Origin of the sequence: Pseudomonas costantinii, from assembly GCF_001870435.1 — a bacterium.
Taxonomy (GTDB): Bacteria; Pseudomonadota; Gammaproteobacteria; order Pseudomonadales; family Pseudomonadaceae; genus Aquipseudomonas; species Aquipseudomonas costantinii.
In genome coordinates, this window is the sequence record NZ_MDDR01000035.1 from 12,047 (window position 1) to 33,880 (window position 21,834).

The 21,834-nt window shown below is 54.9% G+C and carries 26 protein-coding genes; all 26 read left to right on the forward strand.

Annotated features, from left to right (window positions below):
- Window positions 1-8: 8 nt before the first annotated feature.
- The 26 genes from rpoB (at window position 9) to rpmD (ending at window position 21,831) form a co-directional block, all read left to right on the forward strand.
- Window positions 9-4,082, forward strand: a complete 4,074-nt coding sequence (gene rpoB, locus BFL40_RS18725) for a DNA-directed RNA polymerase subunit beta (protein WP_071485369.1) — start codon at window positions 9-11, stop codon at window positions 4,080-4,082.
- A 64-nt stretch (window positions 4,083-4,146) separates the two neighbouring features.
- Window positions 4,147-8,346: a DNA-directed RNA polymerase subunit beta' gene (rpoC, locus tag BFL40_RS18730; protein ID WP_071485370.1), complete on the forward strand. Its 4,200-nt coding sequence runs from the start codon at window positions 4,147-4,149 to the stop codon at window positions 8,344-8,346.
- A gap of 216 nt (window positions 8,347-8,562) precedes the next feature.
- Window positions 8,563-8,934, forward strand: a complete 372-nt coding sequence (gene rpsL / locus BFL40_RS18735) for a 30S ribosomal protein S12 (RefSeq protein WP_002555494.1) — start codon at window positions 8,563-8,565, stop codon at window positions 8,932-8,934.
- A 118-nt stretch (window positions 8,935-9,052) separates the two neighbouring features.
- A complete protein-coding gene (rpsG, locus tag BFL40_RS18740) occupies window positions 9,053-9,523 on the forward strand; it encodes a 30S ribosomal protein S7 (protein WP_002555493.1) in 471 nt (156 codons plus the stop codon).
- Between the two features lie 30 nt (window positions 9,524-9,553).
- Window positions 9,554-11,659, forward strand: coding sequence for an elongation factor G (fusA, locus tag BFL40_RS18745; protein ID WP_057724826.1), 2,106 nt, complete (start codon window positions 9,554-9,556; stop codon window positions 11,657-11,659).
- A 30-nt stretch (window positions 11,660-11,689) separates the two neighbouring features.
- Window positions 11,690-12,883, forward strand: a complete 1,194-nt coding sequence (gene tuf / locus BFL40_RS18750) for an elongation factor Tu (protein ID WP_003176426.1) — start codon at window positions 11,690-11,692, stop codon at window positions 12,881-12,883.
- Window positions 12,884-13,042: 159 nt separating this feature from the next.
- Entirely contained in the window at window positions 13,043-13,354 is a 312-nt protein-coding gene (rpsJ, locus tag BFL40_RS18755; RefSeq protein ID WP_003186070.1) for a 30S ribosomal protein S10, read from the forward strand.
- Between the two features lie 81 nt (window positions 13,355-13,435).
- Window positions 13,436-14,071 (forward strand): 50S ribosomal protein L3, encoded by a 636-nt coding sequence (rplC, locus tag BFL40_RS18760; RefSeq protein ID WP_003194649.1) that lies wholly within the window; start codon window positions 13,436-13,438, stop codon window positions 14,069-14,071.
- A gap of 12 nt (window positions 14,072-14,083) precedes the next feature.
- Entirely contained in the window at window positions 14,084-14,686 is a 603-nt protein-coding gene (gene rplD / locus BFL40_RS18765) for a 50S ribosomal protein L4 (protein ID WP_003176424.1), read from the forward strand.
- Window positions 14,683-14,982 carry a 50S ribosomal protein L23 gene (gene rplW / locus BFL40_RS18770; RefSeq protein WP_002555488.1) on the forward strand — a complete coding sequence of 100 codons (300 nt, stop codon included), beginning with the start codon at window positions 14,683-14,685 and terminating at the stop codon, window positions 14,980-14,982. Before rplD ends, rplW begins: the two co-directional genes overlap by 4 nt.
- A gap of 14 nt (window positions 14,983-14,996) precedes the next feature.
- Complete coding sequence (rplB, locus tag BFL40_RS18775) at window positions 14,997-15,821, forward strand: 50S ribosomal protein L2 (RefSeq protein WP_003210080.1); 825 nt, start codon at window positions 14,997-14,999, stop codon at window positions 15,819-15,821.
- A 16-nt stretch (window positions 15,822-15,837) separates the two neighbouring features.
- Window positions 15,838-16,113 (forward strand): 30S ribosomal protein S19, encoded by a 276-nt coding sequence (rpsS, locus tag BFL40_RS18780; protein ID WP_002555486.1) that lies wholly within the window; start codon window positions 15,838-15,840, stop codon window positions 16,111-16,113.
- Window positions 16,114-16,124: 11 nt separating this feature from the next.
- Window positions 16,125-16,457, forward strand: a complete 333-nt coding sequence (gene rplV / locus BFL40_RS18785; RefSeq protein ID WP_003103908.1) for a 50S ribosomal protein L22 — start codon at window positions 16,125-16,127, stop codon at window positions 16,455-16,457.
- 13 nt (window positions 16,458-16,470) lie between these two features.
- Window positions 16,471-17,157, forward strand: coding sequence for a 30S ribosomal protein S3 (gene rpsC / locus BFL40_RS18790; protein WP_003176422.1), 687 nt, complete (start codon window positions 16,471-16,473; stop codon window positions 17,155-17,157).
- Between the two features lie 12 nt (window positions 17,158-17,169).
- Complete coding sequence (rplP, locus tag BFL40_RS18795; protein WP_017736665.1) at window positions 17,170-17,583, forward strand: 50S ribosomal protein L16; 414 nt, start codon at window positions 17,170-17,172, stop codon at window positions 17,581-17,583.
- Entirely contained in the window at window positions 17,583-17,774 is a 192-nt protein-coding gene (gene rpmC / locus BFL40_RS18800; protein WP_002555481.1) for a 50S ribosomal protein L29, read from the forward strand. Before rplP ends, rpmC begins: the two co-directional genes overlap by 1 nt.
- Window positions 17,775-17,776: 2 nt before the next feature.
- A complete protein-coding gene (gene rpsQ / locus BFL40_RS18805; protein ID WP_003176419.1) occupies window positions 17,777-18,043 on the forward strand; it encodes a 30S ribosomal protein S17 in 267 nt (88 codons plus the stop codon).
- A 23-nt stretch (window positions 18,044-18,066) separates the two neighbouring features.
- Window positions 18,067-18,435 carry a 50S ribosomal protein L14 gene (gene rplN, locus BFL40_RS18810; RefSeq protein WP_002555479.1) on the forward strand — a complete coding sequence of 123 codons (369 nt, stop codon included), beginning with the start codon at window positions 18,067-18,069 and terminating at the stop codon, window positions 18,433-18,435.
- Between the two features lie 11 nt (window positions 18,436-18,446).
- Window positions 18,447-18,761 (forward strand): 50S ribosomal protein L24, encoded by a 315-nt coding sequence (gene rplX, locus BFL40_RS18815; protein ID WP_003176416.1) that lies wholly within the window; start codon window positions 18,447-18,449, stop codon window positions 18,759-18,761.
- A 20-nt stretch (window positions 18,762-18,781) separates the two neighbouring features.
- The gene (gene rplE / locus BFL40_RS18820) at window positions 18,782-19,321 is read left to right on the forward strand and encodes a 50S ribosomal protein L5 (protein WP_003176415.1); all 540 of its coding nucleotides are present in this window, start codon (window positions 18,782-18,784) and stop codon (window positions 19,319-19,321) included.
- A gap of 13 nt (window positions 19,322-19,334) precedes the next feature.
- On the forward strand, window positions 19,335-19,640 hold the full coding sequence (rpsN, locus tag BFL40_RS18825) for a 30S ribosomal protein S14 (RefSeq protein WP_003176414.1): 306 nt from the start codon (window positions 19,335-19,337) through the stop codon (window positions 19,638-19,640).
- 208 nt (window positions 19,641-19,848) lie between these two features.
- On the forward strand, window positions 19,849-20,241 hold the full coding sequence (gene rpsH / locus BFL40_RS18830) for a 30S ribosomal protein S8 (RefSeq protein ID WP_010566853.1): 393 nt from the start codon (window positions 19,849-19,851) through the stop codon (window positions 20,239-20,241).
- Between the two features lie 12 nt (window positions 20,242-20,253).
- The gene (gene rplF / locus BFL40_RS18835; RefSeq protein ID WP_003176412.1) at window positions 20,254-20,787 is read left to right on the forward strand and encodes a 50S ribosomal protein L6; all 534 of its coding nucleotides are present in this window, start codon (window positions 20,254-20,256) and stop codon (window positions 20,785-20,787) included.
- Window positions 20,788-20,797: 10 nt separating this feature from the next.
- Entirely contained in the window at window positions 20,798-21,148 is a 351-nt protein-coding gene (rplR, locus tag BFL40_RS18840) for a 50S ribosomal protein L18 (protein WP_003176410.1), read from the forward strand.
- A 3-nt stretch (window positions 21,149-21,151) separates the two neighbouring features.
- Window positions 21,152-21,652 carry a 30S ribosomal protein S5 gene (rpsE, locus tag BFL40_RS18845; RefSeq protein WP_003176409.1) on the forward strand — a complete coding sequence of 167 codons (501 nt, stop codon included), beginning with the start codon at window positions 21,152-21,154 and terminating at the stop codon, window positions 21,650-21,652.
- A 2-nt stretch (window positions 21,653-21,654) separates the two neighbouring features.
- Window positions 21,655-21,831: a 50S ribosomal protein L30 gene (gene rpmD, locus BFL40_RS18850; protein ID WP_003176408.1), complete on the forward strand. Its 177-nt coding sequence runs from the start codon at window positions 21,655-21,657 to the stop codon at window positions 21,829-21,831.
- The last annotated feature ends 3 nt before the right edge of the window (window positions 21,832-21,834 follow it).

The following is a 21,834-nucleotide window of genomic DNA, read 5'->3' on the forward strand; positions in this document are numbered from 1 at the left end:
GAACGCTGATGGCTTACTCATATACTGAGAAAAAACGTATCCGCAAGGACTTTAGCAAGTTGCCGGACGTCATGGATGTCCCGTACCTTCTGGCTATCCAGCTGGATTCGTATCGTGAATTCTTGCAGGCGGGAGCGACTAAAGATCAGTTCCGCGACGTGGGCCTGCATGCGGCCTTCAAATCCGTTTTCCCGATCATCAGCTACTCCGGCAATGCTGCGCTGGAGTACGTCGGTTATCGCCTGGGCGAACCGGCATTTGATGTCAAAGAATGCGTGTTGCGCGGTGTTACGTATGCCGTACCTTTGCGGGTAAAAGTCCGTCTGATCATTTTCGACAAAGAATCGTCGAACAAAGCGATCAAGGACATCAAAGAGCAAGAAGTCTACATGGGCGAAATCCCGTTGATGACTGAAAACGGCACCTTCGTTATCAATGGTACCGAGCGTGTAATCGTTTCCCAGCTGCACCGTTCCCCGGGCGTGTTCTTCGACCACGACCGCGGCAAGACGCACAGCTCCGGTAAGCTCCTGTACTCCGCGCGGATCATTCCGTACCGTGGTTCGTGGTTGGACTTCGAGTTCGACCCGAAAGACTGCGTGTTCGTGCGTATCGACCGCCGTCGTAAACTGCCGGCCTCGGTATTGCTGCGCGCGCTCGGCTACACAACTGAGCAAGTGCTGGATGCTTTCTACACCACCAACGTGTTCAGCCTGAAGGGCGAAACCCTCAAGCTGGAACTGATCGCTTCGCGTCTGCGTGGTGAAATTGCCGTCCTGGACATCCAGGATGAAAAGGGCAAGGTCATTGTTGAGGCTGGTCGTCGTATTACTGCGCGCCACATCAACCAGATCGAAAAAGCCGGTATCAAAGAGCTGGAAGTGCCTCTGGACTACGTCCTGGGTCGCACTACCGCCAAGGTCATCGTTCACCCGGCTACAGGCGAAATCCTGGCTGAGTGCAACACCGAGCTGAACACCGAGATCCTGGCCAAGATCGCCAAGGCTCAGGTCGTTCGCATCGAGACTTTGTACACCAACGACATCGACTGCGGTCCGTTCGTCTCCGACACACTGAAGATCGACTCCACCAGCAACCAATTGGAAGCGCTGGTCGAGATCTATCGCATGATGCGTCCTGGCGAGCCGCCAACCAAAGACGCTGCCGAGACCCTGTTCAACAACCTGTTCTTCAGCCCTGAGCGTTATGACCTGTCTGCGGTCGGCCGGATGAAGTTCAACCGTCGTATCGGTCGTACCGAGATCGAAGGTTCGGGCGTGCTGTGCAAGGAAGATATCGTTGCGGTCCTGAAGACTCTGGTCGACATCCGTAACGGCAAAGGCATCGTCGATGACATCGACCACCTGGGTAACCGTCGTGTTCGCTGCGTAGGCGAGATGGCTGAAAACCAGTTCCGCGTTGGCCTGGTGCGTGTTGAGCGTGCGGTCAAAGAGCGTCTGTCGATGGCTGAAAGCGAAGGCCTGATGCCGCAAGACCTGATCAACGCCAAGCCAGTGGCTGCGGCGGTGAAAGAGTTCTTCGGTTCCAGCCAGCTCTCGCAGTTCATGGACCAGAACAACCCGCTCTCCGAGATCACCCACAAGCGCCGTGTTTCCGCACTGGGCCCGGGCGGTCTGACCCGTGAGCGTGCAGGCTTTGAAGTTCGTGACGTACACCCGACGCACTACGGCCGTGTTTGCCCGATCGAAACGCCGGAAGGTCCGAACATCGGTCTGATCAACTCCCTGGCCGCTTATGCGCGCACCAACCAGTATGGCTTCCTTGAGAGCCCATACCGCGTGGTGAAAGACGCTCTGGTCACCGACGAGATCGTGTTCCTGTCCGCCATCGAAGAAGCTGATCACGTGATCGCTCAGGCTTCGGCCACGATGAACGACAAGAAAGTCTTGATCGACGAACTGGTAGCTGTTCGTCACTTGAACGAGTTCACCGTCAAGGCGCCGGAAGACGTTACCTTGATGGACGTTTCGCCGAAGCAGGTAGTTTCGGTTGCTGCGTCGTTGATCCCGTTCCTGGAGCACGATGACGCCAACCGTGCGTTGATGGGTTCCAACATGCAGCGTCAAGCTGTACCAACCCTGCGTGCTGATAAGCCGTTGGTAGGTACCGGCATGGAGCGCAACGTAGCCCGTGACTCCGGCGTTTGCGTCGTGGCTCGTCGTGGCGGCGTGATCGACTCCGTTGATGCCAGCCGTATCGTGGTTCGTGTTGCCGATGACGAAGTTGAAACCGGCGAAGCCGGTGTCGACATCTACAACCTGACCAAATACACCCGCTCGAACCAGAACACCTGCATCAACCAGCGTCCGCTGGTGAGCAAGGGTGATCGCGTTCAGCGTAGCGACATCATGGCCGACGGCCCGTCCACCGACATGGGTGAACTGGCTCTGGGTCAGAACATGCGCATCGCGTTCATGGCATGGAACGGCTTCAACTTCGAAGACTCCATCTGCCTGTCCGAGCGTGTTGTTCAAGAAGACCGTTTCACCACGATCCACATTCAGGAACTGACCTGCGTGGCTCGTGATACCAAGCTTGGGCCAGAAGAAATCACTGCAGACATCCCGAACGTGGGTGAAGCTGCACTGAACAAGCTGGACGAAGCCGGTATCGTTTACGTAGGTGCTGAAGTTGGCGCAGGCGACATCCTGGTCGGTAAGGTCACTCCGAAAGGCGAGACCCAACTGACTCCGGAAGAGAAGCTGCTGCGTGCCATCTTCGGTGAAAAAGCCAGCGACGTTAAAGACACTTCCCTGCGTGTACCTACCGGTACCAAGGGTACTGTCATCGACGTGCAAGTCTTCACCCGTGACGGCGTTGAGCGTGATGCTCGTGCACTGTCCATCGAGAAGACCCAGCTCGACGAGATCCGTAAGGATCTGAACGAAGAGTTCCGTATCGTTGAAGGCGCGACCTTCGAACGTCTGCGTTCCGCGCTGGTAGGCCACAAGGCTGAAGGCGGCGCAGGTCTGAAGAAAGGTCAGGACATCACCGACGAAATCCTCGACGGTCTTGAGCACGGCCAGTGGTTCAAGCTGCGCATGGCTGAAGATGCTCTGAACGAGCAACTCGAGAAGGCTCAGGCCTACATCGTCGATCGCCGCCGTCTGCTGGACGACAAGTTCGAAGACAAGAAGCGCAAACTGCAGCAGGGCGATGACCTGGCTCCAGGCGTGCTGAAAATCGTCAAGGTTTACCTGGCAATCCGTCGTCGCATCCAGCCGGGCGACAAGATGGCCGGTCGTCACGGTAACAAAGGTGTGGTCTCTGTGATCATGCCGGTTGAAGACATGCCGCACGATGCCAATGGCACCCCGGTCGACGTCGTCCTCAACCCGTTGGGCGTACCTTCGCGTATGAACGTTGGTCAGATCCTTGAAACCCACCTGGGCCTCGCGGCTAAAGGTCTGGGCGAGAAGATCAACCGTATGATCGAAGAGCAGCGCAAGGTCGCAGACCTGCGTAAGTTCCTGCACGAGATCTACAACGAGATCGGCGGTCGCAACGAAGAGCTGGACACCTTCTCCGACCAGGAAATCCTGGATCTGGCGAAGAACCTGCGCGGCGGCGTTCCAATGGCTACCCCGGTGTTCGACGGTGCCAAGGAAAGCGAAATCAAGGCCATGCTGAAACTGGCAGACCTGCCAGAAAGCGGCCAGATGCAGCTGTTCGACGGCCGTACCGGCAACAAGTTTGAGCGCCCGGTTACTGTTGGCTACATGTACATGCTGAAGCTGAACCACTTGGTAGACGACAAGATGCACGCTCGTTCTACCGGTTCGTACAGCCTGGTTACCCAGCAGCCGCTGGGTGGTAAGGCTCAGTTCGGTGGTCAGCGTTTCGGGGAGATGGAGGTCTGGGCACTGGAAGCATACGGTGCTGCTTACACTCTGCAAGAAATGCTCACAGTGAAGTCGGACGATGTGAACGGTCGGACCAAGATGTACAAAAACATCGTGGACGGCGATCACCGTATGGAGCCGGGCATGCCCGAGTCCTTCAACGTGTTGATCAAAGAAATTCGTTCCCTCGGCATCGATATCGATCTGGAAACCGAATAACACGTGACGCGAATCGAGAGCGGGGCTGTTTAGCCCGCTCTCTGCTCCGCCAGGAGGAAAGGCCTTGAAAGACCTACTGAATTTGCTGAAAAACCAGGGTCAAGTCGAAGAGTTCGACGCCATCCGTATTGGGTTGGCATCGCCTGAGATGATCCGTTCGTGGTCGTTCGGTGAAGTTAAAAAGCCGGAAACCATCAACTACCGTACGTTCAAACCTGAGCGTGACGGCCTGTTCTGCGCCAAGATCTTTGGCCCGGTTAAGGATTACGAGTGCCTGTGCGGTAAGTACAAGCGCTTGAAGCACCGTGGTGTGATCTGCGAGAAGTGCGGCGTTGAAGTTGCACTGGCTAAAGTTCGTCGTGAGCGCATGGCGCACATCGAGCTGGCTTCGCCGGTTGCCCACATCTGGTTCCTGAAATCGCTGCCGTCCCGTATCGGCTTGCTGATGGACATGACCCTGCGTGATATCGAACGCGTTCTCTACTTCGAGAGCTATGTCGTTATCGATCCAGGCATGACCACCCTTGAAAAAGGTCAGTTGCTGAACGACGAGCAGTACTTCGAAGCGCTGGAAGAGTTCGGTGACGATTTCGATGCCCGCATGGGTGCCGAAGCTGTCCGCGAACTGCTGCACGCTATCGACCTGGAGCACGAGATTGGCCGCCTGCGTGAAGAAATTCCGCAAACCAACTCCGAAACCAAGATCAAGAAGCTGTCCAAGCGTCTGAAGCTGATGGAAGCCTTCCAGGGTTCCGGCAACTTGCCAGAGTGGATGGTGCTGACCGTTCTGCCGGTTCTGCCGCCAGACCTGCGTCCGCTGGTACCGTTGGACGGTGGTCGTTTCGCGACGTCCGACCTCAACGACCTGTACCGCCGTGTGATCAACCGTAACAACCGCTTGAAGCGCCTGCTTGATCTGTCCGCTCCGGACATCATCGTGCGCAACGAAAAGCGTATGTTGCAAGAAGCTGTCGATGCCTTGCTCGACAACGGCCGTCGTGGCCGTGCTATCACTGGTTCCAACAAGCGTCCTCTGAAATCCTTGGCTGACATGATCAAGGGTAAACAGGGTCGTTTCCGTCAGAACTTGCTCGGTAAGCGTGTTGACTACTCCGGTCGTTCGGTAATTACCGTAGGCCCGACCCTGCGTCTGCACCAGTGCGGTCTGCCTAAGAAGATGGCACTTGAGCTGTTCAAGCCATTCATCTTCGGCAAGCTGGAAATGCGCGGTCTCGCGACCACCATCAAAGCGGCCAAGAAAATGGTCGAGCGCGAACTGCCAGAGGTTTGGGACGTTCTCGCTGAAGTGATTCGCGAACACCCGGTTCTCCTCAACCGTGCACCGACCCTTCACCGTCTGGGTATCCAGGCGTTTGAGCCGGTACTGATCGAAGGTAAGGCTATCCAGCTGCACCCTCTGGTCTGTGCTGCGTACAACGCCGACTTCGACGGCGACCAAATGGCCGTGCACGTACCGCTGACACTGGAAGCCCAGTTGGAAGCGCGTGCGTTGATGATGTCGACCAACAACATTCTGTCGCCAGCCAACGGTGAGCCAATCATCGTTCCGTCGCAGGACGTTGTATTGGGTCTGTATTACATGACTCGTGAAGCGATCAACGCTAAAGGCGAAGGTCGTGTGTTCGCTGACCTGCAAGAAGTTGACCGTGTGTTCCGTGCCGGCGAAGCCGCACTGCACGCCAAGGTCAAAGTGCGGATCAACGAAACCGTCAATGACCGTGATGGTGGTAGCGTGAGCGGCACCCGTATCGTCGACACCACTGTCGGCCGTGCGCTGCTGTATCAAGTTGTGCCAAAAGGTCTGTCGTACGATGTCGTCAACCTGCCGATGAAGAAAAAGGCGATCTCCAAGCTGATCAACCAGTGCTACCGCGTGGTTGGTTTGAAAGAGACCGTGATCTTCGCTGACCAGTTGATGTACACCGGTTTTGCTTATTCGACCATTTCCGGCGTTTCCATCGGTGTTAACGACTTCGTTATCCCGGATGAAAAAGCCCGCATCATCGCGTCTGCTACCGATGAAGTGAAAGAGATCGAAAGCCAGTACGCCTCGGGCCTGGTAACACAGGGCGAGAAGTACAACAAAGTGATCGACCTTTGGTCCAAGGCCAACGACGAAGTGTCGAAGGCGATGATGGCGAACCTCTCGAAAGAGAAGGTTATCGACCGTCATGGCGTAGAAGTCGATCAAGAGTCGTTCAACTCGATGTACATGATGGCCGACTCGGGCGCACGGGGTTCTGCTGCGCAGATCCGTCAGCTCGCCGGTATGCGTGGCCTGATGGCCAAGCCGGACGGTTCCATCATCGAAACGCCGATTACTGCGAACTTCCGTGAAGGTTTGAGCGTACTTCAGTACTTCATCTCCACTCACGGTGCTCGTAAGGGTCTTGCGGATACCGCGTTGAAAACCGCTAACTCCGGTTACCTGACACGTCGTCTGGTAGACGTTGCGCAAGACTTGGTTGTGACTGAAGTTGACTGCGGTACCGAACACGGTCTGCTGATGACTCCGCACATCGAAGGCGGTGACGTTGTAGAGCCGTTGGGTGAGCGCGTACTGGGCCGAGTAATTGCCCGTGACGTATTCAAGCCAGGTACCGAGGAAGTTATTGTTCCTGCCGGCACCCTGGTGGACGAGAAGTGGGTCGAGTTCATCGAGCTCAACAGCATCGACGAAGTGATTGTTCGCTCGCCGATCAGCTGCGAAACCCGCTACGGCATCTGCGCCAAGTGCTATGGCCGTGACTTGGCTCGTGGTCATCAGGTGAACATCGGTGAAGCGGTCGGCGTTATCGCTGCTCAGTCCATCGGTGAGCCGGGTACCCAGCTGACCATGCGTACGTTCCACATCGGTGGTGCGGCAAGCCGGACCTCCGCAGCCGACAGCGTTCAGGTGAAGAATGGCGGTACCGTCCGTCTGCACAACCTGAAGCACGTTGAGCGAGTGGATGGTTGCCTGGTTGCTGTGTCCCGTTCCGGTGAGCTGGCAATCGCTGATGACTACGGTCGTGAGCGTGAGCGCTATAAGCTGCCGTACGGTGCTGTGATTTCGGTTAAAGAAGGTGACAAGGTCGACGCTGGCGCAATCGTGGCCAAGTGGGATCCGCACACTCACCCAATCGTTACCGAAATGAAAGGTACCGTGACCTACGTGGGCATGGAAGAAGGCATCACGATCAAGCGTCAGACTGACGAATTGACCGGTATGACCAACATTGAAGTACTCGACGCGAAAGATCGTCCAGCTGCCGGTAAAGACATTCGTCCTGCCGTGAAGATGGTCGATGACAACGGCAAGGACTTGTTGCTGCCAGGCACTGACGTAATCGCTCAGTACTTCCTGCCAGCCAACGCCCTGGTCGGTGTAGCGGATGGTGCGAAGATCGCGATCGGTGATGTTATCGCGCGTATCCCGCAAGAAACTTCGAAGACCCGTGACATCACCGGTGGTCTGCCGCGTGTTGCCGACTTGTTCGAAGCTCGTCGTCCGAAAGAAGCGTCGATTCTGGCTGAAGTCAGCGGCACCATCGCGTTCGGTAAAGAGACCAAAGGCAAGCGCCGTCTGGTCATTACCCCGAACGACGGTAGCGATCCGTATGAAGAGCTGATTCCGAAGTGGCGTCACCTGAACGTCTTCGAAGGCGAACAGGTAAACCGCGGCGAAGTTATCTCCGACGGCCCAAGCGATCCACACGACATCCTGCGTCTGCTGGGTGTGAGTGCGTTGGCCAAGTACATCGTTAACGAGATCCAGGACGTTTACCGTCTGCAAGGCGTGAAGATCAACGACAAGCACATCGAGACCATCCTGCGTCAGATGTTGCGTAAAGTTGAAATCGCTGAATCCGGCGATTCGAGTTTCATCAAGGGCGACCAGATGGAACTGACTCACGTACTGGTAGAAAACGAGCGTTTGGGCGCGGAAGACAAATTTGTTTCCAAGTTCACTCGTGTGTTGCTGGGTATCACCAAGGCGTCGTTGTCCACTGAGTCGTTCATCTCGGCGGCCTCCTTCCAGGAGACCACTCGCGTACTGACCGAAGCAGCGGTAACCGGCAAGCGCGATTACCTGCGCGGCCTGAAAGAAAACGTGGTTGTGGGTCGTCTGATCCCAGCCGGTACCGGTTTGGCTTACCACAGCGAGCGCAAACGCCGCCGTGATGCTGACAAGCCGTTGCGCGTAAGCGCCAGTGAAGTGGAAGCTGCACTGACCGAAGCGCTGAACTCAAGCGGTAACTGAGTTCTGCGATAAATAAGACCGGGCCCTGGCAGCCCCATTCGTCGGATCGCGGCAATTTTGCCGCAGTTCGATGAGAGGGGAGGTCGGGGCCTTGTCTTGACTGGGGACAAGATCCTCTTTAGACTCTTGTACCCCTAAATTTGGCGGGAATTCGTTCCTGCCATTTTGCTTTTCTTGCAAGACAATAGCGTCGCAAGACAACAGTGGAGCTAGTAGATGGCAACTATCAACCAGCTGGTACGTCAGCCGCGTAAGCGTATCGTCGAGAAATCCGACGTACCTGCGCTGCAGAACTGCCCGCAACGTCGTGGCGTATGCACCCGTGTGTATACCACCACGCCGAAAAAACCTAACTCGGCACTGCGTAAAGTATGCCGTGTGCGCCTGACCAACGGTTTCGAGGTTTCCTCGTACATCGGTGGTGAAGGTCACAACCTGCAAGAGCACAGCGTGGTACTGATCCGCGGCGGTCGTGTAAAAGACTTGCCAGGTGTTCGTTACCACACCGTACGCGGCTCCTTGGATACTTCCGGCGTTAAAGGTCGTAACCAGGGTCGTTCGAAGTACGGTACCAAGAAGCCTAAGTAGTAGCGGCTTTTTGTAAAATTGAATCATCTTATTTTCTGAGTCGATAAGAGTAAGGTCGGAGGCGTCCCGAAAGGGCACCGATTCCGAACGAACCTGAAGACCGTTTGAGGGCTTATCCATGCCAAGAAGACGCGTAGCAGCCAAGCGCGAAGTGCTTGACGATCCAAAATACGGAAGCCAAATTCTGGCCAAGTTCATGAACCACGTGATGGAAAGCGGCAAGAAAGCCGTTGCCGAGCGTATCGTTTATGGCGCGCTGGAAAAGGTTAAAGAACGCAAGAACAGCGACCCCCTGGAAATCTTCGAGAAAGCTCTCGACGCCATCGCTCCGCTGGTCGAAGTAAAGTCGCGCCGTGTAGGCGGTGCTACTTACCAGGTTCCGGTTGAAGTTCGCCCGTCCCGTCGTAACGCTCTGGCAATGCGCTGGTTGGTAGACTTCGCCCGTAAGCGCGGCGAGAAGTCTATGGCCCTGCGTTTGGCTGGCGAACTGTTGGACGCTGCTGAAGGTAAAGGTGCTGCTGTTAAGAAGCGTGAAGACGTGCACCGTATGGCTGAAGCTAACAAAGCTTTCTCGCACTACCGCTTCTAATCTTAGCTTCACTAATTTTGCGAGGGCTTTATGGCTCGTACTACTCCGATTAGCCGCTACCGTAACATCGGTATCGTTGCTCACGTGGATGCTGGTAAAACCACCACCACTGAGCGCGTACTGTTTTACACCGGCAAAAGTCACAAGATGGGCGAGGTGCATGACGGCGCCGCGACCACAGACTGGATGGTTCAGGAGCAGGAGCGTGGTATTACCATTACTTCTGCTGCTATCACCGCCTTCTGGAAAGGTTCCGAGAAGCAGTACAAAGACGAGCACCGCTTCAACGTAATCGATACCCCGGGCCACGTAGACTTCACCATTGAAGTTGAGCGTTCCCTGCGCGTACTCGACGGCGCTGTCGTAGTGTTCTGCGGTACTTCGGGTGTTGAGCCTCAGTCGGAAACCGTATGGCGTCAAGCCAACAAATACGGCGTTCCACGTCTTGTTTACGTAAACAAGATGGACCGTGCTGGTGCCAACTTCCTGCGCGTGATCGGTCAGATCAAGCAGCGTCTGGGTCATACCCCGGTGCCAATCCAGTTGGCTATCGGTTCCGAAGACAATTTCCAGGGTCAGATCGATCTGCTGACCATGGAAGCTGTTTACTGGAACGATGCTGACAAAGGTATGGTTCCTGTTCGCAAGCCTATCCCTGCTGAGTTGCAGGAACTGGCTGACGAATGGCGCAACAACATGGTTGAAGCTGCGGCCGAAGCCAACGAAGAGCTGATGAACAAGTACCTCGAAGGTGAAGAACTCACCAACGCGGAAATCAAGGCTGCTCTGCGTCAGCGTACTATCGCTGGTGAGATCGTCTTGGCTGTTTGCGGTTCCTCGTTCAAGAACAAGGGCGTTCCCCTGGTTCTCGATGCTGTGATCGACTACCTGCCGGCGCCAGTGGATATTCCTGCCATCAAGGGTACTGACCCGGATGACGAGACTATTGAGCTGGAGCGTCATGCAGACGACGCAGAACCGTTCTCCGCTCTGGCATTTAAAATTGCCACTGACCCATTCGTGGGCACCCTGACCTTCGTCCGCGTTTACTCGGGCGTGTTGAACTCCGGCGACGGCGTAATCAACTCGGTTAAGGGTAAAAAAGAGCGCGTGGGTCGTATGGTGCAAATGCACGCAAACGCCCGCGAAGAGATCAAGGAAGTGCGCGCTGGCGACATCGCGGCCTTGATTGGCATGAAGGACGTCACCACTGGTGAAACCTTGTGCAACGCTGACAAGCCAATCATCCTGGTTCGTATGGACTTCCCGGAGCCGGTTATTTCGGTTGCCGTAGAGCCTAAGACCAAGGATGACCAGGAAAAAATGGGTATCGCTCTGGGCAAACTTGCTCAGGAAGATCCATCTTTCCGCGTCAAGACTGATGAAGAGACTGGTCAAACGATCATCTCCGGCATGGGCGAGCTTCACCTGGACATCCTGGTTGACCGGATGCGCCGTGAGTTCAACGTCGAAGCCAACATCGGTAAGCCTCAGGTTTCCTATCGTGAGCGCATCACGAAGAACTGTGAAATCGAAGGCAAGTTCGTTCGTCAATCCGGCGGTCGTGGCCAGTTTGGTCACTGCTGGATCCGTTTTGCCCCTGCTGACGAAGGTCAGGAAGGTCTGCAATTCGTGAACGAAGTGGTTGGTGGTGTTGTTCCTAAGGAATACATCCCGGCTATCCAGAAGGGTATCGAAGAGCAGATGAAGAACGGTGTTGTTGCCGGCTATCCGCTGATCGGCCTGAAGGCAACCGTTTTTGACGGTTCTTACCACGACGTCGACTCCAACGAGATGGCGTTTAAGGTGGCTGCTTCCATGGCAACCAAGCAACTGGCCCAGAAGGGCGGCGGTGAGTTGCTTGAGCCAATCATGGCGGTAGAGGTTGTTACACCTGAAGACTATATGGGTGATGTCATGGGCGACCTTAACCGTCGTCGCGGCATGATCTTGGGTATGGAAGACACGGTTTCCGGCAAAGTGATTCGCGCCGAGGTTCCGTTGGGTGAGATGTTCGGTTATGCGACCGACGTTCGCTCCATGTCCCAGGGTCGCGCAAGCTACTCTATGGAATTCAAAAAATACAACACAGCTCCGGCGCACATCGCTGAAACTGTATCCAAAAAACAAGGCTGATTCAGTCCTTTAGGCAAGGAGTTAATTGTCGTGGCTAAAGAAAAATTTGATCGTTCCCTACCGCACGTCAACGTTGGCACCATCGGTCACGTTGACCACGGTAAAACCACTCTGACTGCTGCTCTGACTCGCGTTTGCTCCGAAGTTTTCGGTTCCGCAATCGTTGATTTCGATAAAATCGACAGCGCACCAGAAGAAAAAGCTCGTGGTATCACCATCAACACTGCGCACGTTGAATACAACTCGCTGATCCGTCACTACGCTCACGTTGACTGCCCAGGTCACGCTGACTATGTGAAGAACATGATCACCGGTGCTGCTCAGATGGACGGCGCAATCCTGGTTTGCTCGGCCGCTGATGGTCCGATGCCACAAACCCGTGAGCACATCCTGCTGTCCCGTCAGGTAGGCGTTCCGTACATCGTGGTTTACCTGAACAAGGCTGACCTGGTAGACGACGCTGAGCTGCTGGAACTGGTTGAGATGGAAGTGCGCGATCTGCTGAGCACTTACGACTTCCCAGGTGACGACACTCCGATCATCATCGGTTCTGCTCGTATGGCTCTGGAAGGCAAAGACGACAACGAAATGGGCACTACGTCCGTCCGTAAACTGGTTGAGACTCTGGACAGCTACATCCCAGATCCAGTTCGTGTTATCGACAAGCCGTTCCTGATGCCAATCGAAGACGTATTCTCGATCTCCGGTCGCGGTACTGTTGTAACTGGTCGTATCGAGCGCGGTATCGTTAAGGTTCAAGATCCACTGGAAATCGTTGGTCTGCGTGACACTACCGTCACCACCTGCACCGGTGTTGAAATGTTCCGTAAACTGCTCGACGAAGGTCGTGCTGGCGAGAACTGCGGCGTTCTGCTGCGTGGTACCAAGCGTGACGACGTTGAGCGTGGCCAGGTTCTGGTTAAGCCGGGTTCGGTTAAGCCGCACACCAAGTTCGAAGCTGAAGTGTACGTGCTGAGCAAAGAAGAAGGCGGTCGTCACACTCCGTTCTTCAAAGGCTACCGCCCACAGTTCTACTTCCGTACTACTGACGTGACTGGTAACTGCGAACTGCCGGAAGGCGTTGAGATGGTAATGCCGGGCGACAACATCAAAATGGTTGTTACCCTGATCAAAACCATCGCAATGGAAGACGGTCTGCGTTTCGCTATTCGCGAAGGCGGCCGTACCGTTGGTGCTGGTGTTGTAGCTAAAATCATCGAGTAATTATCTCTTCTGAGATAGCTCGGTTTTTTTGAGAAGGCCCCCGCTTAGCGGGGGCCTTTTTTATTGGGTTGACACCCATCTGGGGCGTCTATAGAATTGCGCCTCCTTTTAACGGGCGTATTGCGCTCGCTGGGAATAGCAGCCGGAGTCTGAAATCCAATGCAAAATCAGCAAATCCGTATCAGGTTGAAGGCTTTTGACCATCGCCTGATCGACCAATCCACCCAGGAAATCGTGGAAACCGCGAAACGTACTGGTGCTCAAGTGCGTGGTCCAATTCCACTGCCTACCCGTAAAGAGCGGTTCACCGTTCTGGTCTCCCCGCACGTCAACAAAGACGCGCGTGACCAGTACGAGATCCGTACTCATAAGCGCGTACTGGACATCGTCCAGCCAACGGATAAAACCGTTGATGCACTTATGAAGCTTGATCTGGCGGCCGGTGTGGAAGTACAGATCAGCCTCGGCTAAGACTTGGGTCTTAGTCGTGTAACGCTCTGAAATGGGCGGCCATAGCGGGTGAAAGCCCCGTACACTCATGAGGTTTACAACATGACTATTGGTGTAGTCGGTCGTAAATGCGGTATGACCCGTATTTTCACCGAAGAAGGTGTCTCCATTCCGGTCACGGTCATTGAGATCGAACCGAATCGCGTCACCCAGTTCAAAACTGAAGAGACCGATGGCTATCGTGCAGTGCAAGTCACTGTCGGCGAGCGTCGTGCTTCGCGCGTGACTGCTGCTCAAGCTGGTCACTTCGCTAAAGCAAACGTTGCAGCTGGTCGTACTGTTATGGAGTTCCGTCTTGAAGATGGCGACTACCAGGCTGGCGATCTGATCAACGCTGAAATCTTCGCCGCTGGTCAACTGGTTGATGTAACCGGTCAGTCCAAGGGTAAAGGCTTCCAGGGTACGATCAAGCGTTGGAATTTCCGTGGCCAAGATAACACTCACGGTAACTCCGTTTCCCACCGCGTCCCGGGCTCTATTGGCCAGTGCCAGACTCCTGGTCGTGTATTCAAGGGCAAAAAAATGTCCGGTCATATGGGCGCTGAGCGCGTGACCGTGCAGTCCCTCGAAGTAGTGCGCGTCGACGCTGAACGCAATCTGTTGTTGGTCAAGGGTGCTGTTCCTGGCGCTACTGGCGGCAACCTGGTTGTACGTCCAGCGGCCAAGGCTCGCGGTTAAGGGGAAGCTGACATGCAATTAAATGTAAATGACGCTCAAGCGATCGAAGTTTCCGAACTGACGTTTGGCGGCGAGTTCAACGAGACGCTGGTTCACCAAGCAGTCGTGGCCTACATGGCCGGCGGCCGTCAAGGTAGCAAGCAGCAAAAGACCCGTTCCGACGTTCGTGGTGGCGGTAAGCGCCCTTGGCGTCAGAAAGGTACTGGCCGTGCTCGTGCCGGTACTATCCGTAGCCCAATCTGGCGCGGCGGCGGTACCACTTTCGCAGCTCGTCCGCAGGATCACTCGCAGAAGCTCAACAAGAAGATGTATCGCGCAGCACTGCGCTCCATCCTTGCTGAACTCGTGCGTACTGATCGTCTGGTCGTGGTTCAGGACTTCGCTGTTGAAAGTCCAAAAACCAAAGATCTGCTGGGCAAACTGAACAACATGAGCCTGACCGACGTTTTGATCGTGTCTGAAGCTGTTGATCAGAACCTGTACCTGGCTGCTCGCAACCTGCCACACGTTGATGTCCGTGACGTGCAAGGTTCCGATCCAGTTAGTCTGATCGCATACGACAAGGTGTTGATCACCGTGTCGGCCGTGAAGAAATTCGAGGAGCTGCTGGGATGAACCAGGAACGCGTATTTAAAGTTCTGCTTGGCCCGCACGTTTCCGAAAAGGCTACGGTTCTGGCTGACAAGAAAGGCCAGTTCGTTTTCAAGGTTGCAACTGACGCAACCAAGCTGGAAATCAAGAAGGCCGTCGAAAGCCTGTTCAGCGTGAAAGTAGAGCGTGTTACTACCCTGAATGTTCTGGGTAAGAGCAAGCGCACTGCTCGCGGTCTGGGCAAGCGTAATGACTGGAAGAAGGCAGTTATCTCCCTTCAGCCAGGCCAAGATCTCGATTTCAGCAGCAGTGCTGAGTAAGGAAGGGGTGCATCATGGCAATCGTTAAATGCAAACCGACTTCCCCTGGCCGCCGTTTTGTGGTCAAGGTGGTCAACCAGGAGCTGCATAAAGGCGCTCCTCACGCACCGCTGCTCGAGAAAAAATCGAAGACTGGTGGTCGTAACAACAATGGTCGTATTACCACTCGTCACATCGGTGGTGGCCATAAGCAGCATTATCGTCTGGTCGACTTCCGTCGCAACGACAAAGATGGCATCGCTGCCACTGTCGAGCGTATCGAATACGATCCAAACCGTACTGCTCACATCGCTCTGCTGCTGTACGCAGATGGCGAGCGTCGCTACATCATCGCCCCTAAAGGCGTGAGCGCTGGCGACCAGCTGATCGCAGGTGCTCTGGCACCGATCAAGCCGGGCAACGCTCTGCAACTGCGTAACATTCCAGTTGGTAGCACCGTACACGGCATCGAATTGAAGCCAGGTAAAGGCGCGCAAATCGCTCGTTCCGCTGGTGCTTCGGCTCAGCTGATCGCTCGTGAAGGTGTCTACGTGACCCTGCGTCTGCGTTCTGGTGAGATGCGTAAAGTGCTGGCTGAATGCCGCGCGACCCTGGGTGAAGTCTCGAACTCCGAGCACAGCCTGCGTTCGCTGGGTAAAGCTGGTGCCAAACGCTGGCGTGGCGTTCGCCCAACCGTTCGTGGTGTTGCCATGAACCCGGTTGACCACCCACACGGTGGTGGTGAAGGTCGTACCTCTGGTGGTCGTCATCCGGTATCGCCATGGGGCTTCCCGACTAAGGGCGCGAAGACTCGTGGTAATAAGCGTACCGACAAAATGATCGTCCGTCGTCGCAAGTAAATAGAGGGATACGACAGTGCCACGTTCTCTGAAAAAAGGTCCTTTTATTGATCTTCACCTACTGAAGAAGATCGAAGTGGCGGCGGAAAAGAACGATCGCAAACCAGTTAAAACCTGGTCGCGTCGTTCGATGATCCTGCCACAAATGGTCGGTCTGACCATCGCAGTACACAACGGTCGTCAACACGTCCCAGTTCTCGTTAACGAAGACATGGTCGGCCACAAACTGGGCGAGTTTGCCGGTACCCGCACTTATCGTGGGCACGTGGCAGACAAGAAAGCCAAGCGTTAAGGGGTTAGGAAATGGAAGTAGCCGCTAAGTTGTCGGGCGCTCGAATCTCCGCCCAGAAAGCCCGCTTGGTCGCCGACCAGATCCGCGGGAAGAAGGTGGGCGAAGCGCTCAACCTGTTGGCTTTCAGCAGTAAGAAAGCCGCCGAGATCATGAAGAAAGTGCTGGAGTCGGCCGTAGCCAACGCCGAGCATAACGAAGGCGCAGACGTTGATGACCTGAAGGTCAGCACCGTTTTCGTCAACGAAGGGCGTTCGCTGAAGCGCATCATGCCACGTGCCAAAGGCCGTGCTGATCGCATCGTCAAGCGGTCTTGCCATATCACTGTCAAGGTTGCTGACAAGTAACGGAGTCGAAGAGATGGGTCAGAAAGTACATCCCATTGGCATTCGCCTGGGAATCGTCAAGGAGCACACCTCCGTCTGGTACGCAGACGGTCGGACTTATGCGGACTACTTGTTCGCTGATCTGAAGGTGCGTGAGTATCTCCAAGACAAACTAAAAAGCGCGTCCGTAAGCCGTATCGATATCCATCGTCCGGCACAAACTGCACGTATCACCATCCACACCGCTCGTCCAGGTATCGTTATCGGGAAGAAAGGTGAAGATGTTGAGAAACTGCGTCAGGACCTGACCAAGCAAATGGGTGTGCCTGTGCACATCAATATCGAAGAGATCCGCAAGCCGGAACTCGACGGTATGCTGGTTGCGCAGAGCGTAGCTCAGCAGCTGGAGCGTCGCGTAATGTTCCGTCGCGCTATGAAGCGCGCTGTACAGAACGCCATGCGCATTGGTGCCAAAGGCATCAAAATCCAAGTGAGCGGTCGTCTCGGCGGTGCTGAAATCGCACGTACTGAATGGTATCGCGAAGGTCGTGTGCCACTGCACACCCTGCGTGCCGACATCGACTATGCCAACTACGAAGCTCACACCACTTACGGTGTGATCGGTGTAAAGGTTTGGATCTTCAAAGGCGAAGTAATTGGTGGTCGCCAAGAAGAACTGAAACCGCAAGCACCAGCGCCTCGTAAAAAAGCTGCTAAGTAAGGGGTACGCCAAATGTTGCAACCTAAGCGTACGAAGTTCCGCAAGCAGATGACAGGCCACAACCGTGGTCTGGCTCAGCGCGGTAGCAAAGTCAGCTTCGGCGAGTTCGCGCTGAAGTCTGTAGCTCGTGGTCGTCTCACCGCTCGTCAGATCGAGTCAGCGCGTCGTGCACTGACCCGTCACGTTAAACGTGGCGGCAAGATCTGGATCCGTGTATTCCCGGACAAGCCTATCTCCAAAAAGCCCCTCGAAGTTCGTATGGGTAAAGGTAAGGGTAACGTGGAATATTGGGTTGCCCAGATTCAGCCAGGCAAAGTCCTGTATGAAATCGAGGGTGTTACTGAAGAGCTGGCGCGTGAGGCTTTCGCCCTGGCTGCTGCAAAGCTGCCGCTCGCCACCTCCTTTGTTAAACGGACGGTGATGTGATGAAAGCGAATGAACTTCGTGAAAAATCCGCACAGCAGCTGAACGAGCAATTGCTCGGCTTGCTGCGCGACCAGTTCAATCTGCGTATGCAGAAAGCAACTGGCCAGTTGGGGCAGTCTCATCTGCTCTCGCAAGTTAAGCGTGACATCGCTCGCGTGAAGACTGTGCTTAACCAGCAGGCAGGTAAGTGATCATGGCTGAAGCCGAAAAGACTGTCCGTACGCTGACTGGCCGTGTTGTCAGCGACAAGATGGACAAAACCATCACCGTTTTGATCGAGCGTCGCGTTAAGCACCCGATCTACGGTAAATATGTTAAGCGTTCGACTAAGCTGCACGCGCACGACGAAACCAATCAGTGCCACATCGGCGACAAAGTCACTATTCGTGAAACTCGTCCGCTGGCCAAGACCAAGTCTTGGGCACTGGTTGATGTTCTCGAACGCGCTGTGGAAGTCTAAGGACTAGGGGTCGGAGAAATTATATGATTCAGACTCAATCCATGCTCGATGTGGCCGATAACAGCGGCGCTCGCCGTGTTATGTGCATCAAGGTGCTGGGTGGCTCCCATCGTCGTTACGCTGGTATCGGTGACATCATCAAAGTTACCGTGAAGGAAGCAATTCCTCGCGGTAAAGTGAAAAAAGGCCAAGTGATGACTGCTGTTGTAGTCCGCACTCGTCACGGCGTACGTCGTGCTGATGGCTCCATTATCCGCTTTGATGGCAACGCTGCTGTTCTTCTGAACAACAAGCAAGAGCCGATCGGCACCCGTATCTTTGGGCCAGTGACCCGTGAACTTCGTACTGAGAAGTTCATGAAGATCGTCTCGCTCGCCCCAGAAGTGCTGTAAGGAGATCCGACATGCAAAAGATTCGTCGTGACGACGAGATCATCGTGATCGCCGGCAAAGACAAAGGTAAGCGCGGTAAGGTGCTTAAGGTTCTCGCCAATAACCGTCTGGTTATCGGTGGTCTGAACCTGGTTAAGCGTCATACCAAGCCTAACCCGATGTCGGGCGTACAAGGCGGTATCGTCGAAAAAGAAGCTCCACTGGACGCTTCTAACGTCGCTATTTTCAATGGCGAAACCAACAAGGCTGACCGCGTTGGTTTCAAAGTAGAAGATGGCAAGAAAATTCGTGTCTTCAAGTCGACCCAAAAAGCGGTTGATGCTTGAACACTGCTAGGTAGAAGACCATGGCACGACTAAAAGAGATTTACTGGAAAGAAATCGCACCGAAACTTAAGGAAGAACTTAAGCTTTCGAACGTGATGGAAGTTCCACGCGTTACCAAAATCACCCTGAACATGGGTCTGGGCGAAGCGGTCGGCGACAAAAAAGTCATCGAGCACGCTGTAGCTGACCTGGAAAAGATCACCGGCCAAAAAGTCGTTGTGACTTACGCTCGGAAATCCATCGCTGGCTTTAAAGTCCGTGAAGGTTGGCCGATCGGCGTCAAAGTGACTCTGCGCCGTGAGCGTATGTACGAATTCCTGGATCGTCTGCTGTCGATCTCCCTGCCTCGGGTTCGCGACTTCCGCGGCCTGAATGCCAAGTCCTTCGATGGTCGTGGTAACTACAGCATGGGCGTGAAAGAGCAGATCATCTTCCCGGAAATCGACTACGACAAGATCGATGCTCTCCGCGGTCTGGACATCACCCTGACCACCACTGCCAAGAACGATGATGAAGGTCGCGCCCTGTTGCGTGCTTTCAAATTCCCGTTCCGCAACTGATTGGAGTAGGACCATGGCCAAGATGAGCATGAAAAACCGCGAGCTGAAGCGTCAGCTCACGGTTGCCAAGTACGCCAAAAAGCGTGCAGCACTGAAAGCAATCATCGTTGATCTGAACGCAAGTCCAGAAGCGCGTTGGGAAGCGACAGTAGCTCTGCAGAAGCAGCCACGTGACGCAAGCGCTTCGCGCATGCGTAACCGCTGCCGCCTGACCGGTCGTCCACACGGCGTTTACCGCAAGTTCGGCCTCGGCCGTAACAAACTGCGTGAAGCGGCAATGCGTGGTGACGTACCAGGTCTGGTTAAAGCCAGCTGGTAAGTACTTTCAGCGTCCCGGTGGGCAGAATCGCAAGATACTGACCGCCGGTGGCCTTGAATCTGGATCAAGCCCCTTTTGGGGCTTGTTTCATTTCTGGAGTATGTCTAAAATACGCGGCTCGCCTGAGCCCGTGTTTTTTATGCCCGGAGATTCTCGGCGACATATGTAGCCGCAAGGCTAATTTTTTTGTATTAGGAGCGTCTAGCCCATGAGTATGCAGGACCCGTTAGCGGACATGCTAACTCGTATCCGTAATGCCCAGATGGCTGAAAAGTCCGTCGTAAGCATGCCATCTTCCAAGTTGAAGGTAGCTGTTGCCAAAGTCCTGAAAGACGAAGGCTACATTGCGGGTTATCAGATCAGCAGCGAAACAAAACCACTGCTGTCCATCGAGCTGAAGTACTTCGAAGGCCGTTCGGTCATCGAGGAAGTGAAGCGCGTTAGCCGTCCAGGCCTGCGTCAGTACAAGTCCGCTGAAGATCTGCCGAAAGTTCGTGGCGGTCTGGGCGTGTCTATCGTCTCCACCAACAAAGGTGTGATGACGGATCGTGCTGCGCGCGCTGCCGGTGTCGGCGGCGAAGTTCTTTGCACTGTGTTCTAAGGGGGGATAAGCATGTCTCGCGTCGCTAAGAACCCCGTTAAGCTGCCAGCCGGTGTCGAAGTCAAATTCGCAGGCCAACAGCTTTCGGTGAAGGGTGCCAAGGGCACTCTTGAACTGAACATCCATTCGTCCGTTGAGATCGTTGAAGAAGCTGGTGAGCTGCGTTTCGCTGCTCGCAATGGCGATCAACAAACTCGCGCAATGGCCGGTACCACGCGTGCGTTGGTAAACAACATGGTCCAAGGCGTAAGCCAAGGCTTCGAGCGTAAGCTCCAGCTGGTCGGTGTTGGTTACAAAGCGCAAGCAAAAGGCACGGTTTTGAACCTGGCCCTTGGCTTCTCGCACCCAGTGGATTACGAACTGCCGGAAGGCATCACCGCTGAGACCCCTAGCCAAACCGATATCCTGATCAAGGGTATTGATAAGCAGCTGGTAGGTCAGGTGGCCGCTGAGATCCGCGACTTCCGTCCACCAGAGCCGTACAAAGGCAAAGGTGTGCGCTACGCGGACGAAGTCGTCCGTCGTAAAGAAGCCAAGAAGAAGTAGGGCATAGCAAATGACCGACAAAAAAGTTACTCGACTGCGTCGCGCTCGCAAAGCACGCCTGAAAATGCACGAACTCGAAGTCGTGCGTCTCTGCGTGTACCGCTCGTCGCAGCACATCTACGCCCAGGTCATCTCGGCCGACGGCAACCAAGTCTTGGCAAGCGCCTCGACTTTGGATAAAGAACTGCGTGATGGTGCCACCGGCAACATCGACGCGGCCACTAAGGTTGGCCAGCTGGTCGCTACGCGTGCTAAGGCCGCTGGCGTCTCGCAAGTGGCTTTCGACCGCTCTGGCTTCAAGTACCACGGCCGCGTGAAAGCGCTGGCTGATGCTGCTCGTGAAGCTGGGCTGGAGTTCTAAGTTATGTCAAATAACGACCAAAAGCGCGACGAAGGCTACATTGAGAAGCTGGTTCAAGTTAACCGCGTAGCCAAAACCGTTAAAGGCGGCCGTATCTTCACTTTCACCGCGTTGACCGTGGTGGGTGATGGTAAAGGGCGTGTTGGCTTCGGCCGTGGCAAGTCGCGTGAAGTGCCTGCTGCGATCCAGAAGGCAATGGAAGCTGCTCGTCGCAACATGATCCAAGTTGATCTGAACGGCACCACTTTGCAGTACGCAATGAAGTCCGCCCATGGCGCTTCGAAGGTGTACATGCAACCTGCTTCTGAAGGTACCGGTATCATCGCTGGCGGCGCTATGCGTGCTGTCCTCGAAGTTGCTGGCGTTCAGAACGTTCTGGCCAAGTGCTACGGCTCGACTAACCCGGTAAACGTGGTTCACGCCACTTTCAAGGGTTTGAAAGCTATGCAATCTCCTGAGTCCATCGCTGCAAAGCGTGGTCTGACTGTCAAGGAGATCTTCTGATCATGGCTACCGTTAAAGTAACGCTGATCAAAAGCATGACCGGCCGCATCCCTAACCACAAATTGTGCGTTAAAGGTCTGGGTCTGCGTCGCATCGGTCACACTGTAGAAGTCCAGGATACTCCCGAGAATCGCGGGATGATCAACAAGGCTTACTACATGCTGCGTGTAGAGGGTTAATCG

Excerpts from the sequence above, each read along its gene's own strand:
- rpmC (WP_002555481.1), top strand. The coding sequence starts at position 17,583 with ATGAAAGCGAATGAACTTCGTGAAAAATCCGCACAGCAGCTGAACGAG.
- fusA (WP_057724826.1), top strand. The coding sequence starts at position 9,554 with ATGGCTCGTACTACTCCGATTAGCCGCTACCGTAACATCGGTATCGTT.
- rpsL (WP_002555494.1), top strand. The coding sequence starts at position 8,563 with ATGGCAACTATCAACCAGCTGGTACGTCAGCCGCGTAAGCGTATCGTC.
- rplW (WP_002555488.1), top strand. The coding sequence starts at position 14,683 with ATGAACCAGGAACGCGTATTTAAAGTTCTGCTTGGCCCGCACGTTTCC.
- rpsH (WP_010566853.1), top strand. The coding sequence starts at position 19,849 with ATGAGTATGCAGGACCCGTTAGCGGACATGCTAACTCGTATCCGTAAT.
- rpsC (WP_003176422.1), top strand. The coding sequence starts at position 16,471 with ATGGGTCAGAAAGTACATCCCATTGGCATTCGCCTGGGAATCGTCAAG.
- rplD (WP_003176424.1), top strand. The coding sequence starts at position 14,084 with ATGCAATTAAATGTAAATGACGCTCAAGCGATCGAAGTTTCCGAACTG.
- rplX (WP_003176416.1), top strand. The coding sequence starts at position 18,447 with ATGCAAAAGATTCGTCGTGACGACGAGATCATCGTGATCGCCGGCAAA.
- rpsE (WP_003176409.1), top strand. The coding sequence starts at position 21,152 with ATGTCAAATAACGACCAAAAGCGCGACGAAGGCTACATTGAGAAGCTG.
- rplB (WP_003210080.1), top strand. The coding sequence starts at position 14,997 with ATGGCAATCGTTAAATGCAAACCGACTTCCCCTGGCCGCCGTTTTGTG.
- rplR (WP_003176410.1), top strand. The coding sequence starts at position 20,798 with ATGACCGACAAAAAAGTTACTCGACTGCGTCGCGCTCGCAAAGCACGC.
- rpsQ (WP_003176419.1), top strand. The coding sequence starts at position 17,777 with ATGGCTGAAGCCGAAAAGACTGTCCGTACGCTGACTGGCCGTGTTGTC.
- rpoB (WP_071485369.1), top strand. The coding sequence starts at position 9 with ATGGCTTACTCATATACTGAGAAAAAACGTATCCGCAAGGACTTTAGC.
- rplN (WP_002555479.1), top strand. The coding sequence starts at position 18,067 with ATGATTCAGACTCAATCCATGCTCGATGTGGCCGATAACAGCGGCGCT.
- rpsG (WP_002555493.1), top strand. The coding sequence starts at position 9,053 with ATGCCAAGAAGACGCGTAGCAGCCAAGCGCGAAGTGCTTGACGATCCA.
- rpmD (WP_003176408.1), top strand. The coding sequence starts at position 21,655 with ATGGCTACCGTTAAAGTAACGCTGATCAAAAGCATGACCGGCCGCATC.
- rplF (WP_003176412.1), top strand. The coding sequence starts at position 20,254 with ATGTCTCGCGTCGCTAAGAACCCCGTTAAGCTGCCAGCCGGTGTCGAA.
- rplE (WP_003176415.1), top strand. The coding sequence starts at position 18,782 with ATGGCACGACTAAAAGAGATTTACTGGAAAGAAATCGCACCGAAACTT.
- rplP (WP_017736665.1), top strand. The coding sequence starts at position 17,170 with ATGTTGCAACCTAAGCGTACGAAGTTCCGCAAGCAGATGACAGGCCAC.
- rplV (WP_003103908.1), top strand. The coding sequence starts at position 16,125 with ATGGAAGTAGCCGCTAAGTTGTCGGGCGCTCGAATCTCCGCCCAGAAA.
- rpsJ (WP_003186070.1), top strand. The coding sequence starts at position 13,043 with ATGCAAAATCAGCAAATCCGTATCAGGTTGAAGGCTTTTGACCATCGC.
- rplC (WP_003194649.1), top strand. The coding sequence starts at position 13,436 with ATGACTATTGGTGTAGTCGGTCGTAAATGCGGTATGACCCGTATTTTC.
- rpsN (WP_003176414.1), top strand. The coding sequence starts at position 19,335 with ATGGCCAAGATGAGCATGAAAAACCGCGAGCTGAAGCGTCAGCTCACG.